The 23,829-nt window shown below is 40.0% G+C and carries 20 protein-coding genes; 10 read left to right on the forward strand and 10 right to left on the reverse strand.

The window, feature by feature from the left end; genetic code table 11:
• Positions 1–34: 34 nt before the first annotated feature.
• Entirely contained in the window at positions 35–1,945 is a 1,911-nt protein-coding gene (locus DXC23_RS06400) for a TIM-barrel domain-containing protein (RefSeq protein ID WP_117705323.1), read from the reverse strand.
• Positions 1,946–2,156: 211 nt separating this feature from the next.
• Entirely contained in the window at positions 2,157–2,564 is a 408-nt protein-coding gene (locus DXC23_RS06405) for a DUF6465 family protein (RefSeq protein ID WP_117705324.1), read from the reverse strand.
• A 339-nt stretch (positions 2,565–2,903) separates the two neighbouring features.
• On the opposite strand from DXC23_RS06405, the gene DXC23_RS06410 reads away from it, so the two are divergent.
• The 3 genes from DXC23_RS06410 (at position 2,904) to DXC23_RS06420 (ending at position 6,055) form a co-directional block, all read left to right on the forward strand.
• A complete protein-coding gene (locus DXC23_RS06410; protein WP_117705325.1) occupies positions 2,904–3,830 on the forward strand; it encodes an AEC family transporter in 927 nt (308 codons plus the stop codon).
• A gap of 12 nt (positions 3,831–3,842) precedes the next feature.
• Positions 3,843–4,859 carry a WYL domain-containing protein gene (locus DXC23_RS06415; RefSeq protein WP_117705326.1) on the forward strand — a complete coding sequence of 339 codons (1,017 nt, stop codon included), beginning with the start codon at positions 3,843–3,845 and terminating at the stop codon, positions 4,857–4,859.
• A gap of 332 nt (positions 4,860–5,191) precedes the next feature.
• Positions 5,192–6,055 (forward strand): AraC family transcriptional regulator, encoded by an 864-nt coding sequence (locus DXC23_RS06420; RefSeq protein ID WP_117705327.1) that lies wholly within the window; start codon positions 5,192–5,194, stop codon positions 6,053–6,055.
• Positions 6,056–6,415: 360 nt separating this feature from the next.
• Here the strand turns inward: DXC23_RS06420 and DXC23_RS06425 are convergent, their stop codons facing one another.
• Positions 6,416–6,682, reverse strand: a complete 267-nt coding sequence (locus DXC23_RS06425; protein ID WP_117705328.1) for a hypothetical protein — start codon at positions 6,680–6,682, stop codon at positions 6,416–6,418.
• A gap of 500 nt (positions 6,683–7,182) precedes the next feature.
• Here DXC23_RS06425 and DXC23_RS06430 point away from each other — a divergent pair, with 500 nt between their 5' ends.
• The 4 genes from DXC23_RS06430 to DXC23_RS06445 all read left to right on the forward strand — a co-directional run bounded on the left by DXC23_RS06430 (position 7,183) and on the right by DXC23_RS06445 (position 10,773).
• Positions 7,183–8,685: a phosphomannomutase/phosphoglucomutase gene (locus tag DXC23_RS06430; protein WP_117705329.1), complete on the forward strand. Its 1,503-nt coding sequence runs from the start codon at positions 7,183–7,185 to the stop codon at positions 8,683–8,685.
• A gap of 195 nt (positions 8,686–8,880) precedes the next feature.
• Positions 8,881–9,201 (forward strand): PadR family transcriptional regulator, encoded by a 321-nt coding sequence (locus DXC23_RS06435; protein WP_022234027.1) that lies wholly within the window; start codon positions 8,881–8,883, stop codon positions 9,199–9,201.
• Complete coding sequence (locus DXC23_RS06440) at positions 9,191–9,802, forward strand: DUF1700 domain-containing protein (protein WP_158552470.1); 612 nt, start codon at positions 9,191–9,193, stop codon at positions 9,800–9,802. Before DXC23_RS06435 ends, DXC23_RS06440 begins: the two co-directional genes overlap by 11 nt.
• On the forward strand, positions 9,799–10,773 hold the full coding sequence (locus DXC23_RS06445; RefSeq protein WP_158552472.1) for a DUF4097 family beta strand repeat-containing protein: 975 nt from the start codon (positions 9,799–9,801) through the stop codon (positions 10,771–10,773). The genes DXC23_RS06440 and DXC23_RS06445 overlap by 4 nt, the downstream gene beginning before the upstream one ends.
• Positions 10,774–11,004: 231 nt before the next feature.
• Here DXC23_RS06445 and DXC23_RS06450 read toward each other — a convergent pair whose 3' ends face one another.
• The 6 genes from DXC23_RS06450 to DXC23_RS06475 form a co-directional block, all read right to left on the reverse strand.
• Positions 11,005–11,238 (reverse strand): hypothetical protein, encoded by a 234-nt coding sequence (locus tag DXC23_RS06450; protein ID WP_117705331.1) that lies wholly within the window; start codon positions 11,236–11,238, stop codon positions 11,005–11,007.
• 27 nt (positions 11,239–11,265) lie between these two features.
• Positions 11,266–11,604 carry a hypothetical protein gene (locus DXC23_RS06455; RefSeq protein WP_117705332.1) on the reverse strand — a complete coding sequence of 113 codons (339 nt, stop codon included), beginning with the start codon at positions 11,602–11,604 and terminating at the stop codon, positions 11,266–11,268.
• 76 nt (positions 11,605–11,680) lie between these two features.
• Positions 11,681–12,601 carry a glycosyltransferase gene (locus tag DXC23_RS06460; protein ID WP_117705333.1) on the reverse strand — a complete coding sequence of 307 codons (921 nt, stop codon included), beginning with the start codon at positions 12,599–12,601 and terminating at the stop codon, positions 11,681–11,683.
• 70 nt (positions 12,602–12,671) lie between these two features.
• Complete coding sequence (locus DXC23_RS06465) at positions 12,672–13,130, reverse strand: GtrA family protein (RefSeq protein ID WP_117705334.1); 459 nt, start codon at positions 13,128–13,130, stop codon at positions 12,672–12,674.
• Between the two features lie 2 nt (positions 13,131–13,132).
• A complete protein-coding gene (locus DXC23_RS06470) occupies positions 13,133–14,089 on the reverse strand; it encodes a glycosyltransferase family 2 protein (protein WP_117705335.1) in 957 nt (318 codons plus the stop codon).
• A 145-nt stretch (positions 14,090–14,234) separates the two neighbouring features.
• Entirely contained in the window at positions 14,235–14,999 is a 765-nt protein-coding gene (locus tag DXC23_RS06475; protein ID WP_117705336.1) for a dockerin type I repeat-containing protein, read from the reverse strand.
• Between the two features lie 295 nt (positions 15,000–15,294).
• Between DXC23_RS06475 and DXC23_RS06480 the strand changes: the two genes are divergently transcribed.
• Positions 15,295–18,075 (forward strand): YfhO family protein, encoded by a 2,781-nt coding sequence (locus tag DXC23_RS06480; RefSeq protein WP_117705337.1) that lies wholly within the window; start codon positions 15,295–15,297, stop codon positions 18,073–18,075.
• A gap of 743 nt (positions 18,076–18,818) precedes the next feature.
• Here the strand turns inward: DXC23_RS06480 and DXC23_RS06485 are convergent.
• Positions 18,819–20,714, reverse strand: coding sequence for a glycoside hydrolase family 13 protein (locus DXC23_RS06485; RefSeq protein WP_117705338.1), 1,896 nt, complete (start codon positions 20,712–20,714; stop codon positions 18,819–18,821).
• Between the two features lie 361 nt (positions 20,715–21,075).
• Here DXC23_RS06485 and zapA point away from each other — a divergent pair, with 361 nt between their 5' ends.
• On the forward strand, positions 21,076–21,570 hold the full coding sequence (gene zapA, locus DXC23_RS06490) for a cell division protein ZapA (RefSeq protein ID WP_117705339.1): 495 nt from the start codon (positions 21,076–21,078) through the stop codon (positions 21,568–21,570).
• A gap of 11 nt (positions 21,571–21,581) precedes the next feature.
• The gene (locus DXC23_RS06495; RefSeq protein ID WP_158552474.1) at positions 21,582–23,648 is read left to right on the forward strand and encodes a U32 family peptidase; all 2,067 of its coding nucleotides are present in this window, start codon (positions 21,582–21,584) and stop codon (positions 23,646–23,648) included.
• The last annotated feature ends 181 nt before the right edge of the window (positions 23,649–23,829 follow it).

Here is a 23,829-nt window from a genome sequence, read left to right on the forward strand (position 1 = left end):
ACGCCTAAAGGGAAGTCTTTAATTTTGTATTAAATTAACCAATATAAGTAAGTTCCTCTGTATTAAGCTCGCTTGTACGCATTGCAGGTTTGCAGAGTGGAATCTGCTTGCCTTTCTTAATAAAGAGAGGTACTTCGTTAAGTGCAACCTCAATGAAATGTACGCCCTTTTCCATAGGATTTGTTTCAACATTTTCACCGCTGAGCTTTACAAATGTCATATCCTCAGGGAGGTAAACATATCTGCCGCTTACATTCTGCTCGTAAACAGGGCAAATCATACACTCATCGCCGAGCATAACCTGAGTTTCGCACTCTCTTGCCATTTTATCTTCGGGGTAATCGAAAGCAAGCGGGCGGAAAATCATATCGTTGTTTTCGCTTGCCTTTTTAAATGTATTATAAAGGTAAGGGATAAGTCTGTAACGAACTGTAACAATATCTCTGAAATCTTCGGGATTTTCAAAGTTGTAGCACTCCTGAGCCTTTGTGCCGAGCGCCGAATGGTTACGCATAAGCGGAGTAAATACGCCGAGAGCAAGGAAACGGAGAACGAGGTCACGAGTTGCGTTTTCGTTAAAACCACCGAGGTCAGCGCCGCAGTAGAGGAAACCGCACATATTTGCCGATGGGAGCATCTTAAGATTTAAGAGAATGTGTGACCACCAAGAATGGTTGTCGCCAAACCAAATACCGCTTGAGCGGTGAGCGCCGACATATGATGATCTTGAGAACATAAGGATTTTGCTGTCGCCGAATTTCTTTGCAAAATGCTCGCCTGCGGCTCTTGTCATATTTGCGCCGTAAATATTGTGCACCTTATCATGGCAAATAGGCTTGCCGTCAATCATATGATAAATGCTTGAGTAGTCCTCCGGGCTGTTTGAAAGTCCGAGGAAAGTATCTTTAAGGTTAAAGAATTTTGAAAGGTCGAGGTTTTCGCCCTCAAGTGATTTTACTTTATTAAGCGCTTTTTCAAGTCCCTTTGTTGAGTAGAAAATAGCCGGCTCGTTCATATCGTTCCAGAAACCGTCAATGCCTGCGTCTGTAAGTCTGTCATACTTAGCGCCGAACCAGTCACGAACCTCTTTCTGCATAAAATCAGGGAAACCTACTATGCCCGGCCATACGCCGCCCTCAAAGATTGAGCCGTCCTCTGTTTTGCAGAAATAGCCGTTTTCTACGCCCTCTTCGTAAACATCATAGCCCTCTTCCTTTTTTACGCCTGCGTCAATAATAGGGATAAGGTGGATGCCCTGCGCTTTCTTTTCTTTCACATATTCGGCAAAGTTCGGGAATTTGTCATCATCTACTGTAAAGTCCTTGTAGTCTTTCATATAGTCAATGTCGAGATATACGCAGTCAAGCGGAATTTTTGCGTCATCATAGCCCTTGATTACGCCGTCAACCGCTGCCTTATTGGGATAGCTCCAACGGCTCTGCTGATAGCCGAATGCCCAGAATGGCGGAATGTAGCTCTGACCGATAGCGGCACGAAATTCCTTTACAATGTCAATCGGCTTGTTGCTCTCGCACTTGATAATATAAATGTCAAAATCTGTGCCGTATATGGTAATATCTGTACGGCTTGGTGAGGTGTATCCGATGTCCCAACGGATTTTTGCCGGAAAATCAATGAAAATGCCGACTGTTTTGCTGCCGCTGAGCATAAGGAAGTTGTGTGCGGCATACAGTGAGCTTTTTGTTTCGGTATGGAACGGATCGTCACTGCAAAAGCTCTCATATACCCAGCCACGCTTATTGATGCCCCTCGGTGCTTCGCCAAGTCCGAAAACTATGTCGCTGTCCTGCATATCAAAGCCGAATGTGAATTTGCCGTCAACGATTTTGTAATCAACGGGGAATTTATTTATGTCGATTCCCGCAAAATCTTTTACAACAGCGTCTGTACGAATGGGATTGCCGCTTGTGTACTTTGTAATCATAATATGTTGCTCCTTTTATAATGAATTTGTACCTCGGAATTACTGCCTGAGCCGAGGATTTATTACAATTTTCATTATAAAGCCTGCATTGTAAAAAATCAATCTAAATATTAAATATTCACTAAAATATTAAAGAAAAAACAAAAAAAGAGCCATACCGCTTGGTATAGCTCCTAAAAAATCAGTAATTTAATTTAGCGCTAGCGCTGAATTAGCAGAAGAATACATCCATTGAACCTTCTTCGCCGTCGGCAACAAAGTAAGCTTTGTTTTCGTCAGGCTTGAGGTAAATTGAAATTTCCTTTGCATCTTTACCGTATGTAGCTTTAACATTATTAATAATGTCTTCTGCCGAGTTCTGCTTGTTGTTAAACTCAACAACAAAGTTTACCTTTGTTTCAGCCTTAACTTCTGCAGGAGCTTCAGCCTTTGTCTTAGCAGCCTTTGCTGCGGCAGCTACGGCAGCCGGTTTCTTTGGAGCAACCTTTTTAGGTGCGGTTTTCTTTACAGGAGCTTCCTTTACGGGAGCAGTTTCTTTTACAGCAGTTGCAGTAGCCTTTGTTTCTACCTTAGCATCCTTGGCAGCTGCCGGTTTTGTAGCAGTTCTTCTTGTTGCCATTGTAAAATCCCTCTTTCTTAAAATATAAATAAATACATAAAATCACTGTGAAATAACAATAAAAACAACTATTTTTATTTATATATATTATATAATTCAAAGTACAAAAAGTCAATAAAAGCAAATAATTTCAGCGGATAATACATATTTGTAAAATTATTTGCTTTTCATTGGTTAGTTTGCACTATATGCTCGACATAATTTTGTACAAAATGATATTTTTCTATGTTATATATTTTTTATATCCCTCCAAAATTTAGCCGTATTGCAGCCTAAGCATTGAAAAAACGGGTTAATATGCTATACTTAAATGTGGTTAATTTTTAGGGGGAAAAGGTTATGTTAGAAAACTTCATAGTAGTTACACAGCAGGTGCTTGTGCTGTTTATTTTGATTTCGTTGGGCTTTGTTTGCGGTAAGAAAAAAGTCATTACCGATGTTTCGGCAAAGCACATAAACAACCTTGTTTTGTACTTTGTTACACCGTGCGTTATGGTATCTGCTTTCCAGCGTGATTTTACACCCGAACTTTTGGGCGGACTCGGAATTATGGTGATTTGCGCAACAGCCGTTATGGCTGCTACCATACTTTTGGTAAGCTTTGTTTTTAAGGGTAAGGACAGCAAAAAAAGAGTGTTGAGATTTGCAACCGTTTTTTCAAACTGTGCGTTTATGTCGTTCCCGTTGCAGGAGGCTGTGCTCGGTGATGACGGTTTGTTTTACGGCGCAGTGTTTGTAGCTGTATTCAACATTCTTGTATGGACATACGGACTTGTGTGTATGAGCGGCGATATAAAAGAAATTTCTGCCAAAAAGCTGATTACAAACCCCGGCATTATAGGTGTTGTAATTGCAATTATAGTATTTGTGCTCAACATAAAGCTGCCGTATATGGTAGGTCAGCCTGTTGAATATATGGCGGCCTTAAATACACCGTTGCCGATGATGATTATAGGTTACTACCTCTCCGAGGCAGACCTTAAAAAAGCATTTTCAAATGTATCGGTTTACATAGCAATGGGCCTGCGACTTATTTTTGTGCCTGTTATAACAGCTATTGTGCTTTATTTGTGCCACATAGAGTCAACACTTACGGTTGCTTGCGTTATTGCGTCTGCCGCACCGACAGCGGCAACAACCACAATGTTTGCCGTAAAATATAATAAAGACACTGAGTTGTCGGTAAGTATTGTAGCGGTTACAACGGTATTCTCTGTAATAACAATGCCGCTTGTAATTGCGTTCGCTCAAACGCTGACAGCTTAAACGGGGGAAATTATGTCAAAATCATCGGGACAGAAGCTTAAACTTTTATATCTGCGTGATATTCTGCTTAAAAAAACAGACGAAAACCATGGTATGACTGCGTCAGAAATAATAGACGCACTCGGCGAACTGCATATAAGCTCAGAGAGGAAGAGTCTGTACGATGATATAAGTCTGCTGCAAATGTACGGACTTGACATTAAAAAGACAAAGTCAAACACAACAAAATACTCCGTATGCTCAAGAGATTTTGAGATTGCCGAGCTGAAACTGCTCGTTGATGCAATACAAAGCTCAAGATTTATTACTTCAAAAAAGAGTATGGAACTTATAGAAAAAATTGAGAACCTTGTAAGCGCTTATCAAGGCAGAGAGCTAAAGCGCAATGTGTTTATAACCAACAGGGTTAAGGGCATTAACGAAAAGATTTATTATGTGGTTGACGCTTTGAACAGCGCTATTTCAAATGATAAAAAAGTCAGCTTTAAATATATGAAATGGACTCTCGGTCAGGGGGCAAAAGCGGTAAAGGTGCCGAGGAGAAACGGCAAACTGTATGTTATTTCTCCGATATGGTTATGCTGGGACGATGAAAACTATTATCTCATAGGCTATGACAGCGAGGCAGACAAAATCAAGCATTATCGTGTGGACAAGATAGAAGATGTAAAAATTCTTGACGAAAGCAGAGAGCAAACCGATGAGATTAAGAGCTTTGACGGCGCTGAGTACACAAAAAAGATTTTTTCAATGTACGGCGGCGAAGAGGTTGAGGTTACTATGCTCGTGGACAACGAGCTTGTGGGAGTAATTGCCGACCGGTTTGGTGAAAATGTGTTCATTGTAAAAGAAAATGACCGCCAATTTAAGTTTACAGCAAGAATTTCTATAAGCAGTCAGTTCTTTGCATGGGTTTTCGGACTTAAAGGCGGTGTTAAAATCTTGTCACCAAAGAAGGTTGCTGACGAATTTAAGGCACAGCTGAAAGCCGTAAATGATAATTATTATATACAAAATAATGACATTTAACAATGTGCGATTTTTAATCATAAGACTTACAAAATTGTATATATGGCAGTAATCTTTGGTTTTCCGAAAATTACTGCCATTTTTTCTTATAACAATAATGATAAGCGCAAAACAATTCGCTTTATTATAGTAACATTTTATCAATATAAAGCCATAAAGTTAAAACGATTAGGATTTGCACAACAAAAGACAACAAAAAAGTAAAATATATCCCGTGAAGATAATAAGCAATAAAATTTTGTCATAATTCATACTTTGCCGTATTGACAATCATACCTTTTTGTATTATGATATTATACAACAAAATAATATTATAAAAAGGGGTAATATTAGTGGCAATCAGATTTTTGAACTCTGTAACCTCTACAAGCTCAAGCTTTCGTGTATCATGTGGCGAGCTTGTTGTAGATGATTTATGGAGCGTTCATCACGAAGTTGAAATCGGTATAGTAAGGAGCGGTTCTATTGTTATAGAAACCGCACTCGGAATCGAACAGCTTGATAAAGGCGACATTTTCTTTATTGCGCCAAACCAAAAGCACAAATTCGACCATAACAACGATGCGCACATTGAGATTATGCTTTTAAACCTTAATGACGGCGCAACACTTACTCAGCAGTTTATTCCGACTGCCGTTATAAAAAGCATAGTCGGCGGCAACTGCACAAAATTTTTCAAATTCAAGCCTAACGAAGAATTTTACAGACCTGTTCACGAGTGCTTTGAAACCGCATTCAGAGCCGAGGTAGACAAGCCGAGAGGATTTTATCTTCTTGCGACAGGCAAATTCTACGAGCTTTTCTATTATTTCTTTGAAACACAAAAGCTTGAGCTTTATGATATTGAAACTCAGGGCAAAAAAGACAGAGCATTGCGCAGAGTTACAGAGTACATCAATGAAAACTTCTGCAATCTGCTTACACTCGATATTATTGCCGAGCACACAAACCTGAGCAGATACTACATTTCTCATCTTTTCAAGGAGCTTTTGAACACTACATTCATTAACTATCTTAATGAACTCCGTCTTTCAAGAGCGGCACTTTTGCTTACAACAACCGACACACCTGTTATTGAAATTGCAGGCAAGTCAGGTTTTAACAATATTTCTAACTTTAACAGAGCATTTAAAATGTACTATGGCATTACACCGTCTAAGTACAGAAAATCAGAGCGCAGTAAGGCTGCGGTTTAAAATTTAATTAAAAATATAAGGCAGTCGGTTTTATTGGGGTTATAGAAAATCGACTGCCTTTTTATTCTGAATTTTTAATTATGGTACTTTTTTAATAGTTTGAGGTAAGCACAAAGTTATCAAGTCTTCCCCTCAAAGTGGAAGACTTTTTTGTTTTCTAAAATTTAAAGTTTAATGTTTGCTTTACTTTGTTGCCCGACTGAAAGTCGGTTAAACCGTAATTCACCCCAACTTTTGATAAAAGACGAAAAAACTTCCCTTTACAAGTCAAAAATACCGTATATGCCAAAAGCAGCCGCAAATGCGGCTGTTTTTGGATTTAGAAGTTTTGAAATTAACGTGAAAACGTGAATAGCTGATTTATTTAATCTCTGCGCCGGCAGTATCGCCAAAGAAGTTGAAACGGAAGAGCTTGCTCTCATCGTTTTTATTCTCGCAGATAATGCTTGCCTCTGCAATCTTACCGCCCTCAATGAGCTTTGTAAGACCGACAATCTGGCAGAGCTTACTTTTAAGATTTAATCTGTCGCCCTCGTTTGTAACAAGAAATACATTGCCCTCGCAAGTATCAAGAACAGCGAGAAATTCGGCTACATCAACATCATGTAAACTAAGAATAGGTGTCATAAAAATTTCCTCCAAAATGATAATATAAAATTGTTGTGCCATTTACCATTTGGCAAAATAATTATTTATGTTCGACCTGATTAAACCTTACTCGAGTAGTCTGACTGTATAATCAGTCGATAGTCAAGCGGACTATTTACTTGACAATTATTATTATAATCACAATTCCATAAAAGTCAACAATTTTTTAAATGAAAATTTGTGGTAAAGTCAAATTGAATGTGAACAGCTTACAAAGTAGTATATATAAATATATACATTATGCACAAAAATTATTTGATAAACAAATTTGTTGGCTTATTAAAATTATAATGCTGTTAGTGAAAATAACTACCAAAAGGGAAAGTTAAGCGTCAAAAAATCACTTTTTTTACAAAAATAAAATTATTATATATTGAGATTTTTGCGGTTATAGGTTATAATTAATGCAGTAATTTATAATTAGCGTATGCTTTTTTAGAATGAAATATCCGAAAATACAATAAAGGACGGTACTTTAAATGTTAGACAAGTTTTATAAGCAGTTTAAAAGCGGTACAGACATCAGAGGCGTGGCAAGCGAGGGCGTAGAGGGTCAGCCTGTAAACCTTACAGATGATGTTGTGGCAAGAATGGCTGACGGCTTTGTGCTTTGGCTTTCAAAAAAGGTAAGCAAAGCTCCCGAAACTCTCACAATTTCAATCGGTCGTGACAGCAGAATTTCAGGGCCGCATATTGTATCAATTTGCAGTGAGCGTTTTAAGCGCTGCGGCGCAACAGTGCTCGATTGCTCACTTGCGTCTACCCCGTCAATGTTTATGACAACCGTTGACCTCGGTTGTGACGGCGCATTACAGATTACGGCAAGTCACCACCCATTTAACAGAAACGGACTCAAATTCTTTACTCGTGAGGGCGGACTTGAGGGCAGTGACATTGAGCAAATTCTCGAATATGCACAAAACGGCGAATCACCCGAAGAAAAAACTTGCGGTGAGATCAGAAAAGTAGACTATATGACAGACTACGCAAAAGGACTTTGCGAAAAAATAAAAAAAGAGGTTAATGCCGAAGATTACGAGCATCCGCTCAAGGGATTTAAGATTGTAGTTGACGCAGGCAACGGCGCAGGCGGTTTTTATGCCGACAAGGTGCTTTCTGTACTCGGCGCTGACACAACAGGCAGTCGCTACCTTGACCCTGACGGAATGTTCCCTAACCATATTCCGAATCCTGAGGATGCAACAGCTATGGCATCAATTTGCGAGGCTGTAAAAGAGGCAAACGCTGACCTCGGCGTGATTTTTGACACTGATGTTGATCGTGGCGGTGCAGTTGACAGCAAGGGCAACGAAATCAACAGAAACCGACTTGTGGCGGTAGCGGCGGCTATCGCACTTGAGGGCAACGAGGGCGGCACTGTTGTTACTGATTCTATCACCTCATCGGGACTTAAAGAATTTATTGAAGATACACTTGGCGGTCAGCACTACCGCTACCGCAGAGGATACAAGAATGTTATTGACAAGGCGCTTGAGCTCAACGCACAAGGCATTAACTGTCCGCTTGCTATTGAAACCTCAGGTCATGCCGCAATGAAAGAAAACTATTTTCTTGATGACGGCGCATACCTTTGCACAAAGATAATTATTAAAGCGGCTCAAATGCGCAAAGAGGGCAAGGAGCTTGACGAGCTTACAGCGGAACTTAAAGAGCCTGTTGAGAGCAAGGAAGTCAGATTTAAAATTCTTGAGCCTGATTTTAAGGCTTGCGGCGAAAAAATCATTGGCGACCTCACTGCATACGCAATGGCGCATGACGGTTGGAATATAGCAAACGATAATCGTGAGGGCATAAGAGTATCTTTTGATAAGGATAACGGTGACGGTTGGTTCTTGTTAAGACTTTCTGTGCACGACCCGATTATGCCGCTGAATATTGAGAGTGATTCGGTAGGCGGCGTAGATATTATTTACAACAAACTTAATGAGTTTTTAAAGACTACAAGCGGTCTTGAGTTATAATTTAATATTATTGTAAATTCAGCAGTTTCAAAGACAATGCTTTGAAACTGCTTTTTCTTTTTTATTGTTTGGCTACTTGAACATAACGGTGAGAGATTTTAATAGGCTGTTCAAAATTTTTATTATATAATCCGAAAAAAGTCCTTGACATATAATACTGTGTGGTGTATAGTATTGTGCAAAGGGAGGTATAATATGGATGTTCAGCTGAAACGAGGACTTTTGGACATATGCGTGCTTGCCGCTATAAAAAACAAAGATTCTTACGGTTATCAGATTATAAAAGATATGAAACCGTATGTAGAAATATCCGAATCAACTTTGTATCCGATTTTAAGAAGATTGGAAACCGCTCAAATGCTTACCGTCAATAAGGTAGAGTATAACGGACGATTACGCAAGTATTATCATATTACACAACAGGGATTAAACAGAATAGAAGATTTTAAAAATGAGTGGCACGAGATAGTATCAATTTATCGGTTTATCATAAAGGAGGAAAATGATGATGAGTAAACAGGAATTTCTTAGGGCATTGTATAACGGTTTATCGGGATTGCCGAAAGAAGATATAGAAAATTCGGTTCAGTTTTACAGTGAAATGATTGACGACAGAATGGACGAGGGTATGACAGAAAATGAGGCTGTTGAAGATATAGGCTCGGTAAACGAAATTATACAGCAAATTTTATCGGAATCTTCATTGCCAAAATTGGTTAAAAGAACAGTCAGCAAAAAACACGATTGGAAGGTGTGGGAAATAGTATTGCTCGCAGTAGGATCTCCCATTTGGTTTCCTCTGCTTTTAACCGCAGTAGTTATTGTTCTGACTGTTTACATAGTTATATGGTCTGTGGTTTTGTCTTTTTATGCGGCTGATTTCAGTTTGGCGGTAAGCGGAATTTTTGCATTGGTAAGTACAGTGGCATATGCTTTTACCACAAATGCAAATATATTTGCAATGCTCGTGCTGCTTGGCGGAGCTTTTGTATGTGCGGGTTTGTCAATACTGTCGTTTTTCGGGATTAATCAAATTACAAAAGGAATGGTATTTGTCAGTAAAAAAATATGGATTTGGATAAAATCTCTGTTTATAAGAAAAGAGGAAGTACAATGAAAAAATCGAAAAAGATATTGATAACGGTAGCTGTAATTCTTATAGCGGTTGGAATGATTTGCGGATTTTGCGGTATATACAGTCTTGGATTTAATTTTAATGAAATCAGCACATCAGATTTTGTAACGCATACTTATACTGTTGACGATGATTTTACAAATATTATAATAGAGGACGCGGCAAGCAATATAAATTTTTATAAATCAAATGATGATAAATGCCGGGTATTGTGTGATGAACGGGAAAAAGTTACTCACACTGTTGTAAACGAAAACAATACATTAACAGTCCGTGTGAAAGATGAACGCAACTGGTTTGAGCGTATTAATATCGGATTTTTCATTGCGGATATGAGGGTTTCGGTTTATTTGCCGAAAAACAAATATGATTCTTTGAATGCAGCTTCAATGAGCGGAGATATTGATGTTGCAAACGAATTTACTTTTGATAATGCAAAGGTCGGCAGTATCAGCGGTGATGTAAGTGTAAAAGCCGATGTAAAACAAGAACTTAATATTTCATCAACAAGCGGAGATGTTTATGCGGAGAATTTAAATTTGGAAAAATTTAATGCCGAGTCTACAAGCGGAGATGTAATTATAAATAATATTTCGGCAACCGAGTGCATTAATGCAAGTTCTGTAAGCGGTGAGATTGACTTGTCAAATGTAAAAGGCAAAGAAATTTTTGCGAATACAATCAGCGGCGGAGTTATGCTTGCCGATACGGTTGCAAGCCAAAAGCTTAAAGCAAACAGCACAAGCGGAGAGATAGATTTGAAAAGATGTGACGCAAAAAATATTGTACTTGATACCGTAAGCGGCGAAATATCGGGAACATTGCTAAGTAATAAACAATTTATTACCAAAACAACCAGCGGCACGGTAAATGTACCGCAATGCGTTTCAAACGAAGAGTGCCGAATAACCACGGTAAGCGGAGATATTTATATCAAAATTGCAGATCAGTAAAAAACAACAGCTTGACTTTGGTCAAGCTGTCAGCCTTTTTAAAGGCTTGCGGGTATGGGCAGAGCCCATTTAAGTTTTCTCTGCATCAAATTATTGGGCGCAGACAGCTTTGCTGTTTGCGTGCTAAGACAATGTTTGAAAAACAAGCGGTAACTTTTTAGAAAAGAAATAATTAAACATAACGGTATAAACGCAAGCGTTTATACCGTAAATTGTTTTGCATTTCTATTTTTATGCTATCGCATTTCTTAAGGCTCTCGCTGTTGTGTTCAGTCGCCAAACGGCAAGCGTTTTGGCTAATAAAATTTGCGATAGCATAAAGTTTTTGTGGGCGTTGCCCACACCCACAACCTTTGAAAAGGTTGACCAAACTTTTAACTTCGGGACGGAGAGTTTCGCTTTTGTTTTACTTTGTTGCCCGACCGAAAGTCGGCTAAACCATAATTTATTAATGTTACCACGCATTTAGCATAAAATCCTTAAAAATAAATATCAAACCCACTTATCGTCTTTATTATCTTTATTTTCCTTATTTTCTGCGGTTAGTCGGTCGATTATTTCGTTAATATCCGTTGTTTCTTTTGCCGATTTTGTGTTGCCGGTCAGCGCTCTTACAAACGCTACCAATTCATCAAAGAAAATCAGAACTATAAGCGCTATGAATATCACAAGTCCCCACGGCGACAAAAACAGGTTATACAATGCGTCAAGGTGCGGTATTTTGCACACCATTATTGACACCACCCTGTCTGCCGTTATTTCTTTGTCAGCTATCTCGTTGGTTTGCAAATAATATGTGCCGTCCTCGGACAGATACGGCGCTTTTACCACCGTAATTGCCCTTATCGAAATTCAGTTACTTACAGCATTATAGCACGATTACTTTGCAAATAACAATGTCGGCACTTTATTTATGTTGCTGATTTTTGTTGCTTTTCATAGCCTTTTTAACAGCTATCATTTTGCCCTGAATATAGTAGTAATCGTCGCTGAAATCACTGCGGAATTTATTGTAATAGTTGTCAAACATATTGTGAATATGAAAAACCGCCGTATTCGGATTCATTACCGACACAAGGTTTCCTGCGGCTCTGGTAAAAAATTCGTGATGGTCTATCATTCTTATGTTATCGTCCCAGCCTATTTCCCTTACCTTTTCCGTTCTTGCAAGAAAAATATTCGGTACTTTTCCGTACACAATGTGATTTTCGTCAATTTTAGTGAGATGTGGCACTTTTAGCGGTTTGTAAGCATTTTTCATATCGAATTGATTATAATTCCTGGCGATTTTTTGTACAGGTGTGCATTTGCCTGCCGTAAGCGGCACAAATCCCACAAGGTCAATGTCGCTATGTGCCTCAAGAAAGCACAATTCCTCATATACATTTGAAAGCGGTGTTAAAAGCTCGTCATCGTCCATACGCATAAGATACTCGGTTTGTATCTCGGCAAGCGCAAGGTTAAGCCCTTTGCTCAGACCGCTGTTAAACGGCATATGAATGATTGTGGGCGGATTTTTCTTTGCGTTTATTTTTAGCGGAATTTTGCTGTCATCGGCAATCACCACCCTTGCGTTCGGGTAGTATTTTTGAATGTTTTTATACAGCATTTTCGCCTGTTTTTGCCGTTCAAATGACTTAAACATAAATGTCACTTTTTGCGCTACCTGTTGCGCCTGCTCGGCTGTCGGCTTTTTTATGCCCGATAATTTCCATTTTATATTCAGGCACAAAAACTGCGCCTTTGCAAACACATCAAACGCAACCCTTGCGAGCGGCGCAAAGGGACTTTTCGCTATTTTTTTTGCAGCTGCCATTGCTTTGCCCATTAAATCACATCTTTTTCTGTAAAATTGCAATACTCCCGATATAACCTATGTTAATGTCGGGAGTACCTTTTTATTTCTTTTCTCTGAATGCAAAAAATCTTTGTCCTATGTAGTTAAATGCCACAAACAGGCAAGAGCCGAGTATCATTGAGGCATAGCCTGCAAACTGCTCAACCGTAAGCGAGAACATTGTAAAATTATTCGCCGTACAAATCCACTTTATAAGCGGAATTGCTATGCAGTACGAAAGCGCATAGCACACTGCAATATTCAGCGCAAATCGCAAAATCGGTTTCCAGCCTTTTTCGGTATTTTTGAAAGTAAAGTACTTATTAAGGAAGTAGCTTACGACACTGCCGATAAAATATCCAAGCGCCGAGGCAAGCCACACGCCCCAATCGTATCTGTCCCACGCAAACAGCGCAAACAGCACAAACTGCAAGCCGTTGCCAACGAGGGTATTAATTACGCCGACCAAAATAAACTTCCAAAACTTTATATCAAAAAACTTTTTTATAAAATCGCCCATAATTATTCCTTTTTCTCGTTGTTTTCGTCCTCAAAATTAGAAAATTTTGTTATATAAATTGGTCTGTCTTTGGTTTCCATATAAATTCTGCCAATGTACTCGCCGAGAATACCAATCGACATCTCGGTAATTCCGCCCAAAAACAGCACTGCGCACAAGGTGGTTACATAACCCGGTGTGGTGATACCGAAAAACAGAGTTTGTATGAGCGTAATCATTATGTAGATAAGCGCAATAACAAAAATAATTGCTCCCATTATAGCTGTAAAGCGGAGCGGTGCAACCGAAAAGCAGGTGATACCATCTATCGCATAGCGGAAAAGGCTCGAAAATTTCCATGTGGTCTGACCGAGCTGGCGGTCAACCGTTTTGAACGAAATCCACTTTGTGTTAAAACCTACCCACGAAAAAATACCCTTTGAAAATCTCTGTACCTCGGCAAGCTCAAGAATCGAATCGACAACCTGTCTTTTCATCATTCTGAAATCCATTGCGCCGTACGGCATTTTGGTATCGGTGAGTTTGTTTGAAATTTTAAAAAACAATTTTGAAAAAATACCTCTGAATTTGCTTTCGCCCTCACGCTCGTTTCTCTTTGTAGCACAAACATCGTAGCCCTCGGTTTCAAGGGCATACACCATCTGCGGAAAAAGTGTGGGCGGATGCTGTAAATCGGCGTCCATTACCACCACATAGTCGGCGGTGGTGTGCTGAAGTCCTGCATACATAGCCGCCTCTTTGCCGAAATTCCTCGAAAAAGAAATGTACTTTACATTAGAAAACTGCTTTGCGAGTTTTTTCATTATAAGGTATGTTTTATCTTTACTGCCGTCATTCACAAGGATATAGCGGAACGCATATTCGGGCATTGACTCAATAACCTTGTTGGTTTCAAGCACAAAATGCTCAAGTCCCTCTTCCTCGTTGTAGCATGGCACTACTAAATCTATTGTTTTCATAATAAATCGCCTTTGCATAGTTAAATTTGTATAAACCTACAATTATTTTTATTATACCAAAAGCACACAAAAAAGTCTATATTTTTATAAATTATTTAAAATTTTGCAAAAGATACCCCCTCTCCACTCGGAGAGGGGGTTAGATTTACTGTGCTAAATATTGTGTATAAAAGTTAATTTCTGTAATATTTTCGACGTCAGCCTTATTCAGTCTGTAAATATTATTGCGACAACACTTTTCGCCATACTCCCAAAAAGTTTCGACCTCATAATCATATACTATCAGCTTGTTTCCGTCAAGCGCAAAGGAGTTTATTCCTGTATAATCATACCAATCCCTGACTGTGAGTATTACAAAAAGAGCGTTATCCTTGAAAAACTCGTCGTCAAATTCCGGCGACTCCGCTTTAAACAAATCGACAAACTGTTCCTTTGATGTTATGAGAGAAATTCCTTTAACTGAATTTCTCCTCATTTCATCAACAGTCATAATGTAATTCTCCGGTGTGTAGATTGTTTCATATTCAATAATATCGCCTTTAGAGTTACCGTTATAGTCATAGTCATAATAGCGCATAGGAATGTTTTTATATGAGCTGTCTGTTTTTTGATAGCAAGTATATTCCGTACCGGCAACCATTTTCTGCAATTCTGTAATGTCATTTACATTAAAAGCGCCGTCACCGTCAAAGTCGATATGCTCAAGAGCAGTGCCCGAAATTGTACCATTTCCGCCAAGCTGTAACTGTAATGCAGTAATGTCTGATACACTTGCTACACCGTCTGCGTTGTAATCGCCGATTTTTGTAAAAGTAAAGCTTTCATTATCCGCCGCAAATGCAGGTGTTACTGCCGTTGCTCCCATACAAAGTGCAAGCGCCGTTGATACTAATATTTTAGCTTTTTTCATAGTCCTGCCCTCAAATTTCATTTATTTGATAAAATTATACCATATGTAAGCAAATATGTATATATTTTAAAAAATTCTTTATATACAATTTCAACCCCTGTTTTTGTTGGTTTTAAACAAGCGCATTGGCAGTATTGACGATTTTTGAATTTCAATTCACTTTTTTAAAAATGTTATTTACCTTGACAAAATAAAGTGTTACAATATATAAGTTATAGTATATGCAAAAGCATAACTAATCGGTAATGCCCTGTCTTTAAAAGGGCAAACATAATTTTATGGAGGTTTAATTCTTATGCTTATGACAGCTTTACAAACAAAAGCTAAAAAGCTGCACGAAAAGCCTGCGGCTGAGCAAAAAGGATTTCAGGCATTTTTAAGTAGAAATGTGTTTATTTTACTTGCCTTTGCCATACCTTTTTTGCTTATGACCATAGGTTTTGCGATAATGGAGGTTTCTCCGTTTGGCAATAATCAAATTCTCGTTACCGACCTTTGGCACCAGTATTTTCCTTTTTTGGTTGACTTTCAGGACAAGCTAAAGCACGGCGAATCTCTGTTTTGGTCTTGGACTCAGGGCGGCGGTGTAAACTACTTCTCGCTTATGAGCTACTACCTTGCAGGGCCTATGAACTTCTTGTGCGTGTTTATCCCGTCTGAGTGGCTCAGGGAATTTCTTATGTTCAGCGTATGCGCAAAGGTTGCCTTTGCAGGCTGCTTTACAGCTGTTTTCCTGCGCTCGGTTTTCAAAAAGAATGACTTTTCGCTTGTTGTGTTCGGCACAAGTTTTTCATTCTGCGCATTCTTTATGGGTTACTATTGGAACACCATTTGGCTCGATACCGTATGCATTACTCCGCTTGTGGCTCTCGGCATAGTAAAACTGCTTACAGAGGGCAAGTTCAGACTGTTTACAATCACGCTTGCGATTTCTCTCATTTCAAACTACTATATGGGTTTGTTTACCTGTATTTTCGTTCTCCTTATCTTCATTGCGTACAGCATTGTTAAGTGGAACGGCTTTAAGAGCTTTTTTACAAAACTCGCAAAAACAGCGCTTTTCTCTGTACTTGCTATCGGTATGACGGCTTTCTTCCTGTTGCCTGCGTTCTTTGCACTGCAAAACACCCACGCAACCTCAAGCACATTCCCGACTACCTACGCAATCAACATAGGCTCTACAAACGACCTTTTAGGTACACTTGAGGCTATGAAAAAGATTTTCTCAAATCTCCTTACTTTCATAACTCCTGCCACCAAAGAGGCTGACGCTCTGCCAAACATTGCCTGCGGTACTGTTTCGCTTGTGCTTGGCATTGTGTTCCTTACCTCTAAGAAAATAAGCCTTAAAGAAAAAATCGTTGACGGCTGTCTTATTCTCTTTATGATGATAAGCTGCGTTATCCGTCAGCTCGACTACATTTGGCATGGTTTCCACTTTACAAATATGATTCCTTACCGTTTCAGCTATCTTATCAGCTTTGTAATTGTGGTTATGGCTTACAGAGCATTTATGCTCATTGACTTTACCACCTGCTGGGATGTTATTCTTGCGGTGCTGTTCTCGACTGTAATTATTCTGATTGCAATCGACACACAGCAAACCTACGCAATCGTGGGTACAGCCGTAATTGCGGCGCTTGTCTGCATTGTGCTTTTCCTCTACACAAAGAGAATTATACCAAAGCAAGTGCTTTTGATTATTCTTGCGGTAATAGTCATAGGCGAAAGCGGTGCGACTGCATACATAGGTGTAAAAACCACCACAGTTACAAGCACAGTTGACTACCCACGAGGTGAAGAGGCTGCCGCAAATGTTATAAGCTATATGAATGAAACCGAAAAAGACACCAAAGAAATGTGGAGAGCCGAAACAACAAGCACTCAAACTCTCAATGACGGCTCGCTCAACGGCTACAACGGACTTTCAATGTTCAACTCAATGGCTAACGAGGATATGACCGTATTCTTTGAAAACTTCGGAATGATGGGTTGGCAGAGCGGCAACCGTTACACATATGCCGAAAGCTCGCCTGTAACCAACACATTTATGAACCTTAAATATCTCATCTCAAGAGATGGCAGGTATCAGAACAGCTACGATCTTACAAACTACTATCAGCAGGGCAGTATTATTCTCCTTAAAAACGAGCATTACATTCCTATGGGATTTATGGTAAATTCCGACTTGCTCAAGTGGCAGGTAAACAGAAATGAAGACCAGTTTAACCCGTTTGACCAGCAAAATGAATTTTTCAAGCTGGCAACCGGCGTAAATGACAATGTATATACTCAGCTTGAGGTAGTGTCGCAAGGACACACAGACTACTCACAGTTCCCTGTAAACAAAATTTCGTACGGCAATTACAGCTACAACTGCACAGACACCACCACAACACCGCACCTCAAGTGGAACTACACAGCGCCGTACACAGGCTATGTGTATGTATATGCTGACATAGACGGTAAAGACGATGTATCGCTTATGATAAACGATGAGTCGCAGAACGCAAAAACACTCGGTATGGGCAGACCGTATATCGCTTGCGGCGGATATGTAAACGAGGGCGATAAAATCTCGGTTTACGCTGAACTCCCACAGGGACAGGCAGGCAATGCCCATGTATATGTAAATATGCTTAATCAAGATGTTTTCGAGCAGGGTTATGCACAGATAAGCAAAGATGTTATGACAACCACAGAGTGTACGGGTTCATCTATGAAGGGCACAATCAACGCAAGCGAGGACGGACTTTTCTACACCTCTATTCCTAACGAAGAGGGCGGTTGGAAAGCATATGTTGACGGCAGAGAGGTAAATATTACTCCTGTCGGAAATGCGCTTGTGGCATTTAACCTTTCAAAGGGCGAGCACAACATTGAGCTTGTGTATTATCCAAGGGGCTTTAAGCCGGGCGCTGTTGTATCAGCGGTGTGCCTTGCAGGATTTGTGGCAATTTGCGTTTATATCTATATTATTAAAAAGAAAAAGGGCAAAAAGGCAGCGGAAGAAATCACCCCTACCCCACCGCCTGTAAAAACTAAAAAAGCAAAAACCCAAAACATTAATACTTGATTTGATAAAAAGGCAGTTTCGTAAATTCGGAACTGCCTTTTTGCGTGTATTTTGGCGGTTCTTTATCAAAAGTTGGGGTAAATTGTAGTTTGGCGGAGTGTCGGTCGGGCATTGAAATTTAGCTAACGCTAAATTATCCTCCCAAAAACAAAAAAGTTTACTCAATTTTTTCAAAAATTGCGGGTTTGGGCAGCGCCCATAAAATCTTCCGATACAACAATTTATCAGGCGCAAACAGCCACGCTGTTTGCGTGCTAAAACTAAGTTTGCTAAAACAGGCGACAGCCATTAAAAAAGCCTATATTTTATTAATGAAATAACGAATTTCTTTTCTTATTGCTATTGCATTTATGGGCTTTCGCCGTTGCGTTCAAGCCGCCAAACAGCGAGCTGTTTGGCTATTGTTAGATTGCATAAGCAGAAAGTATTTGTGGGCTTTGCCCACACCCACGACCTTTGAAAAGGTCGACCAAACTTTTATAATTGCTTGGCAAATCAATTTGCTAAACCATAATTTATTATTGTTACCCCAACATTTAGAACAAAACCATTTTAGCTTATAAATATAACATTATAGACTTAATAATTTTAAAATTTAGTTCAAGCCTTTTTAAAGGTTGACTAAACTTTTATGACTGCACGGTAAGGTATTTTCCAAAAACATAATTTAAAGAACAAAAGAACGGTCTGCAGCGTGCAGACCGTTCTTTAAGATTTGGTATAAATAAAATTTGTAGTTTTAATTAATAAGCAAGGCTCAGTCTTCTGTCTGTTTCATTAATAATAAATGCGCAGCTGAGCGGCGGAATTGTTAATTTTCCGTTTTCGAGCTTTGTATCTAAAATAGGTGTACCGTCTGCATATCCGGGCGGTGGGTCAATAATTCTTTCTTCATTGCTTGCATTAAACGCACAATAAAGCGATGACTTGCTGTCAAGGCGGATATAGCTTAGATAATTTTTGTCAGCCGTAACCTTTACAAAATCGCCGTCCCAAAGCGGTGAGCAGGACTTTCTTAAATTACCGAGAGCCTTATGCCACTCAATAAGCTCCTTATCCTCTCTGCCCCACGGATAACAGCAACGGTTGAACGGGTCACGATAGCCCTCAAGACCTGCCTCATCGCCATAGTAAACGCACGGGAAACCCGGTAAAGTATACTGCATACCTACGGCAAGCTTTAAAAGTGCTGTACCACGCTTACGCTGGTCGTAGCTTAACTTTTGATTTGCCTGCCACTGACGATCTCTGCCGTTGAGCGGCTCGCCTGCAATAACTGTAAGCGCACGCTCTGTATCGTGAGTTGAAAGCGAGTTCATAAGCACACGAAGAACAGGACGAGGATAGTTTTCGATAACGCTCATAATCTGATTCATAACATACTTGGCGTCTGCACCACGGCAGAAATCAAGGATTGCGTTTCTGAAAACATAGTTCATAACCGAGTCAAGCTCTTCGCCGAGCAAGAATTTTCTTCTTGCGCCGTAGCTCTCTTTGTTACTTGCGTCTTCCCACACTTCGCCTACAATAAAGCCCTCGGGATCTTCTTCCTTTACCGCTTTACGCAGGTTTTCCATAAATTCATCGGGCAGCTCATCGGCTACATCAAGTCGCCAGCCTGAGTTACCGTAACGCATATATGTTCTTACGATACCGTCCTTACCGTTGATATATTCGTTAAATACAGGGTCGGTTTCGTTTACCTCAGGCAAGGTGTAAAAGCCCCACCATGAATGGTAATCGTTTGGCCAGTTATTGAACTTATACCAGCTGTAATACGGAGAATTTTGATCTCTGTAAGCGCCTGTATTCTCGCCGTATCTGCCGTTTCTGTTAAAATACTTGCTGTCTGAGCCTGTATGAGAGTAAACGCCATCGTTAATAACATGTATTCCTCTCTTTTTAGCCTCTGCACAAAGATTTATGAAATCCTCGTTTGTACCGAGAATCGGGTCAACCTTTGAATAGTCGCCCGTATCGTAACGGTGGTTTGAGTATGCCTCGCCGATAGGATTAAGATAAATACAGCTTACGCCCAATTCCTCAAGGTAATCGAGCTTTTGTGTAATTCCCTTAAGGTCACCCATAAAGAAATCGCTGTTTGTAATTTCGCCGTTCTCGTTAGGCCACCACTGTGGGAGTGCATACCAATCTGTATTGCGCTGAAAATCTGTACGGGTAAGGTTCTTTTCTTCGCCGCTAAAATTAAATCTGTCAGGTAAAATCTGATACATTACACCGCCAACAGGCCACTTTGGTGTAGTAAAGCCCTTTTTGTAGCAGGTAAGCTGCCAACTTCTGCCCGGTGAAGTTTCTATGGTGCTGATATTATACGGATCAGACGGCACAATATATCTGATACCGTATTTTGTTTGAAGTTTAAAGCCATACCAGTACAGACCGATTTTGTTAGGAGTAAAGTCAGCCTCCCAGATTTCGGTAGCGTCATCAAATGTGCCGCACCAGAAAAAGCCGAAGTATTCCCAGTTGTAATCGTAGTCATACTTTACTGCCAACGCCGCTCTCTGAGTGTGGAGATCTCTTGGCAAAAGTATTCTTAAATGTATGGTCGTTCCCTGCTCTACCGCACCGAAAGGTGAACGATAGTAAATTTTTTGTGAATCAAAAGGAACTGGCATATAATCACTTCCCTGTAAAATAATATTCCGCAAAAGCCTTTTTGATATGTAATGTTAATAAATTGTTATTAATTATTATCAAAAAAACTATATTATAAATAGCAAAACAATGTGAAATCAACAAAACGCAACTGTTTTGTCGCACATATTATATAATATCACAAAATTTGATCCTTTACAATATAGCAGACAAAAAATGGCAAAAAACCGACATACAAGGATAATTTTATCAAAATAAGATTACAACTTTAACATAATTCTTTAATAACGCAGCATTTTATATTATAATTTAGGGTGGATTATAATTTATGGTATAAGCTCTGTTTTTGCAGAGCAAGGCTGAATATGGAGAGATAATGTAATGAATACTAAAAGAAAAGTCACCGTTCAGATCGAAGGCAGGAACTATTCGGTGATTACTGCCGATGACGAAAAATATGTGCAGAATGTTGCCGATGAGGTTATTGCTCAAATCAAAGAAATTATTACATCAAGTCACCACCTCGACACAAGGGATTGTGCAATTCTTGCGGCGCTGAATTTTTGCGATGACCGCAACAAGGCATTGCGCAACAAAAAGGATTGCATTTCAAAGGCAGACAAAATCATTCGCCAAACAAACGACCTCAACAAGCAGTGCACCGAGTACAAAAACCGCCTTGCCGAGGTTATCAACGAAAACACTGCCCTTACACGAAAATATTTAAGACTTGAAAAGGAGAATCAGCAGCTGAGAAATGCTCTGCAACAGGCGGTAAACTCTGCACAAACAGAGGAAAACGGCGCAGTTGAGGAAGAAGAAAATGACGAAATAGTCCGAAAAATGCGCCAACAGCAAATCTCGCTTTTTGACTGATTGCTATGATTATGGAAAATAAAATTGAAATTCTTGCGCCTGCCGGCAGTATGGACAGCGTTGCAGCCGCCGTACGAAGCGGAGCAGACGCCGTATATTTGGGCGAAAAGGAATTTTCCGCCCGTTCTTCTGCGCATAATTTTGACGAAAATGAGCTTATCGAGGCGGTTCGCTACTGCCACATCCACTCTGTAAAGGTGTATGTCACAATTAACACCATAGTTTTCGATGACGAAATGCAGAGAATGAAAGAGGCTATACTTCTCGCCGCAAGGGCAGATGTAGACGCACTCATTGTACAAAATATGGGTGTTGCCAAACTTGCCCGTCAGCTTGTGCCGTCAATGCACCTGCACGCATCTACTCAGATGAGCGTTCACTCGTACCTCGGCGTAAAGGCGCTTTACGAAATGGGCTTTGAACGAGTTGTTGTGTCAAGAGAAATGAGCAAGGCAGAGCTTGAAAAAGCCGCCCAAATTCCCGTAGAGCTTGAGGTTTTTGTTCATGGTGCGCTTTGTATGTGCGTGTCGGGACAATGCTATTTCAGCGCAATGCTCGGCTCAAGGAGCGGAAACAGAGGAGCTTGCGCTCAGCCCTGCCGCCTGCCGTTTTCCGTAGGAAAGGTAAAGGACGGTCACGCACTCAGCCTAAAAGACAACAGCATTATACCATATATTACGCAGCTTGAAGAAATGGGTGTAGCCTCTGCCAAAATTGAGGGCAGAATGAAAAGGCCCGAATATGTTTCTGCCGCAGTTCGTGCCTGCAAGGAACAGCGTGACAGCGGCTTTATTAGCGGTGATACAGCCGAAATTTTAAAAAGCGTGTTTTCCCGCACAGGCTTTACAGACGGCTACTATACGGGAAAAACGGGTTACGAAATGTTTGGCTACCGCAGGAAAAACGATGTTGTGGCTGCCGATGAAAAGCTGTTTGCAAAAATTCGACAGAGGTACAAGGACGAGCTTAGCAACATTGCCATAAGCGGTATTTTTACTGCAAAAATCGGCGAAAATCCAACACTCGAAATTTCAGACGGCTCGCATACGGTTAAGGTTTCTTCTGACTTTGTTTGTCAGAAAGCCGAAAAGGTTGCCCTTGACAAGGCAAAATGCGAAACTCAGCTAAAGAAAACAGGCTCAACGGCATATTTCTTTGACAGCTTGAGTATAAATACAGAGGACAGCCTCTCTCTCCCACTTTCAGTGCTAAACGCAATGCGCAGAGATGCGCTTGCCCGACTTGACGATTTAAGGGCGGTGTGGCACAACTATATTATTAACAATGTTGAAATTACAGAGCCCGACACCTCTCTGGTGCCAAAGGGCAACGCAATAAGAGCAAGAATGACTACCGCAAAGTTTTCGCCTGCTTTTAAGGAATGTGAGCTTGTTTATGTTCCGATTTTTACCGACAGCGAAAAGCTGAAATCGCTTATTGCCAACGGCTACAATATCGGCGTGGAAATTCCGAGAGGTCTGTTTAAAAACGAGGACAGAATTGCCAAAAGGCTTGCGGAAGTTAAACAGCTCGGCATTAATGACGCACTTTGCGGAAACTTGGCCGCCGTATATATGGCAAAAAGCGAAAAAATGCGTGTGCATGGCGGTTTTGGACTTAATCTTGTGAACACCTATGACCTGCTTTGGGCGGAGGAATACGGTTTTGAAGATGTTGAACTCAGCTTTGAGCTTACTTTTGAGCGGATAAACCGCCTTGGCGGAACTATAAAAAGGGGTATTATCACCTACGGACATCTTCCGCTTATGCTCACTGTAAACTGCCCTGCAAAGAGCGAGAACATTTCTTGCAAAACTTGCAAAAATTCCTCAAAAATGACGGACAGAAAAGGTGAGAAATTTCCGCTGAAATGTGACGGAATATGCACCGAAGTGTTGAATTGTGTACCGCTTTATATCTCTGAAAAAGAGTTTTCCACACTTTCAACATCTTTTTATTCACTTCGTTTAACTGTTGAAAACTATGTTGAAAGTGTTAAAAGTATGTGCGAATTTACGGAAAATCCGATGTTAAAAGTCAAATCAACAAGAGGTTTATACCTCAGGGGTGTTAAATAGAATTGTTAAAACAATGTTAATGTTAATAACTCTGTTAAATTTGTTTAAAAGAATTAAATTAAATTGCTGTTACACAAATTACAAACTTTTAATATTCTAATTTCACATTATTAATTTTTTAAGTCTGATTCTTTTGCAAGGAATTTTAAAAATTCCTGCAAAATTTGATTGCAGATGCAAC

Source organism: Eubacterium sp. OM08-24 (assembly GCF_003438075.1).
GTDB lineage: Bacteria > Bacillota > Clostridia > Oscillospirales > Acutalibacteraceae > Ruminococcoides.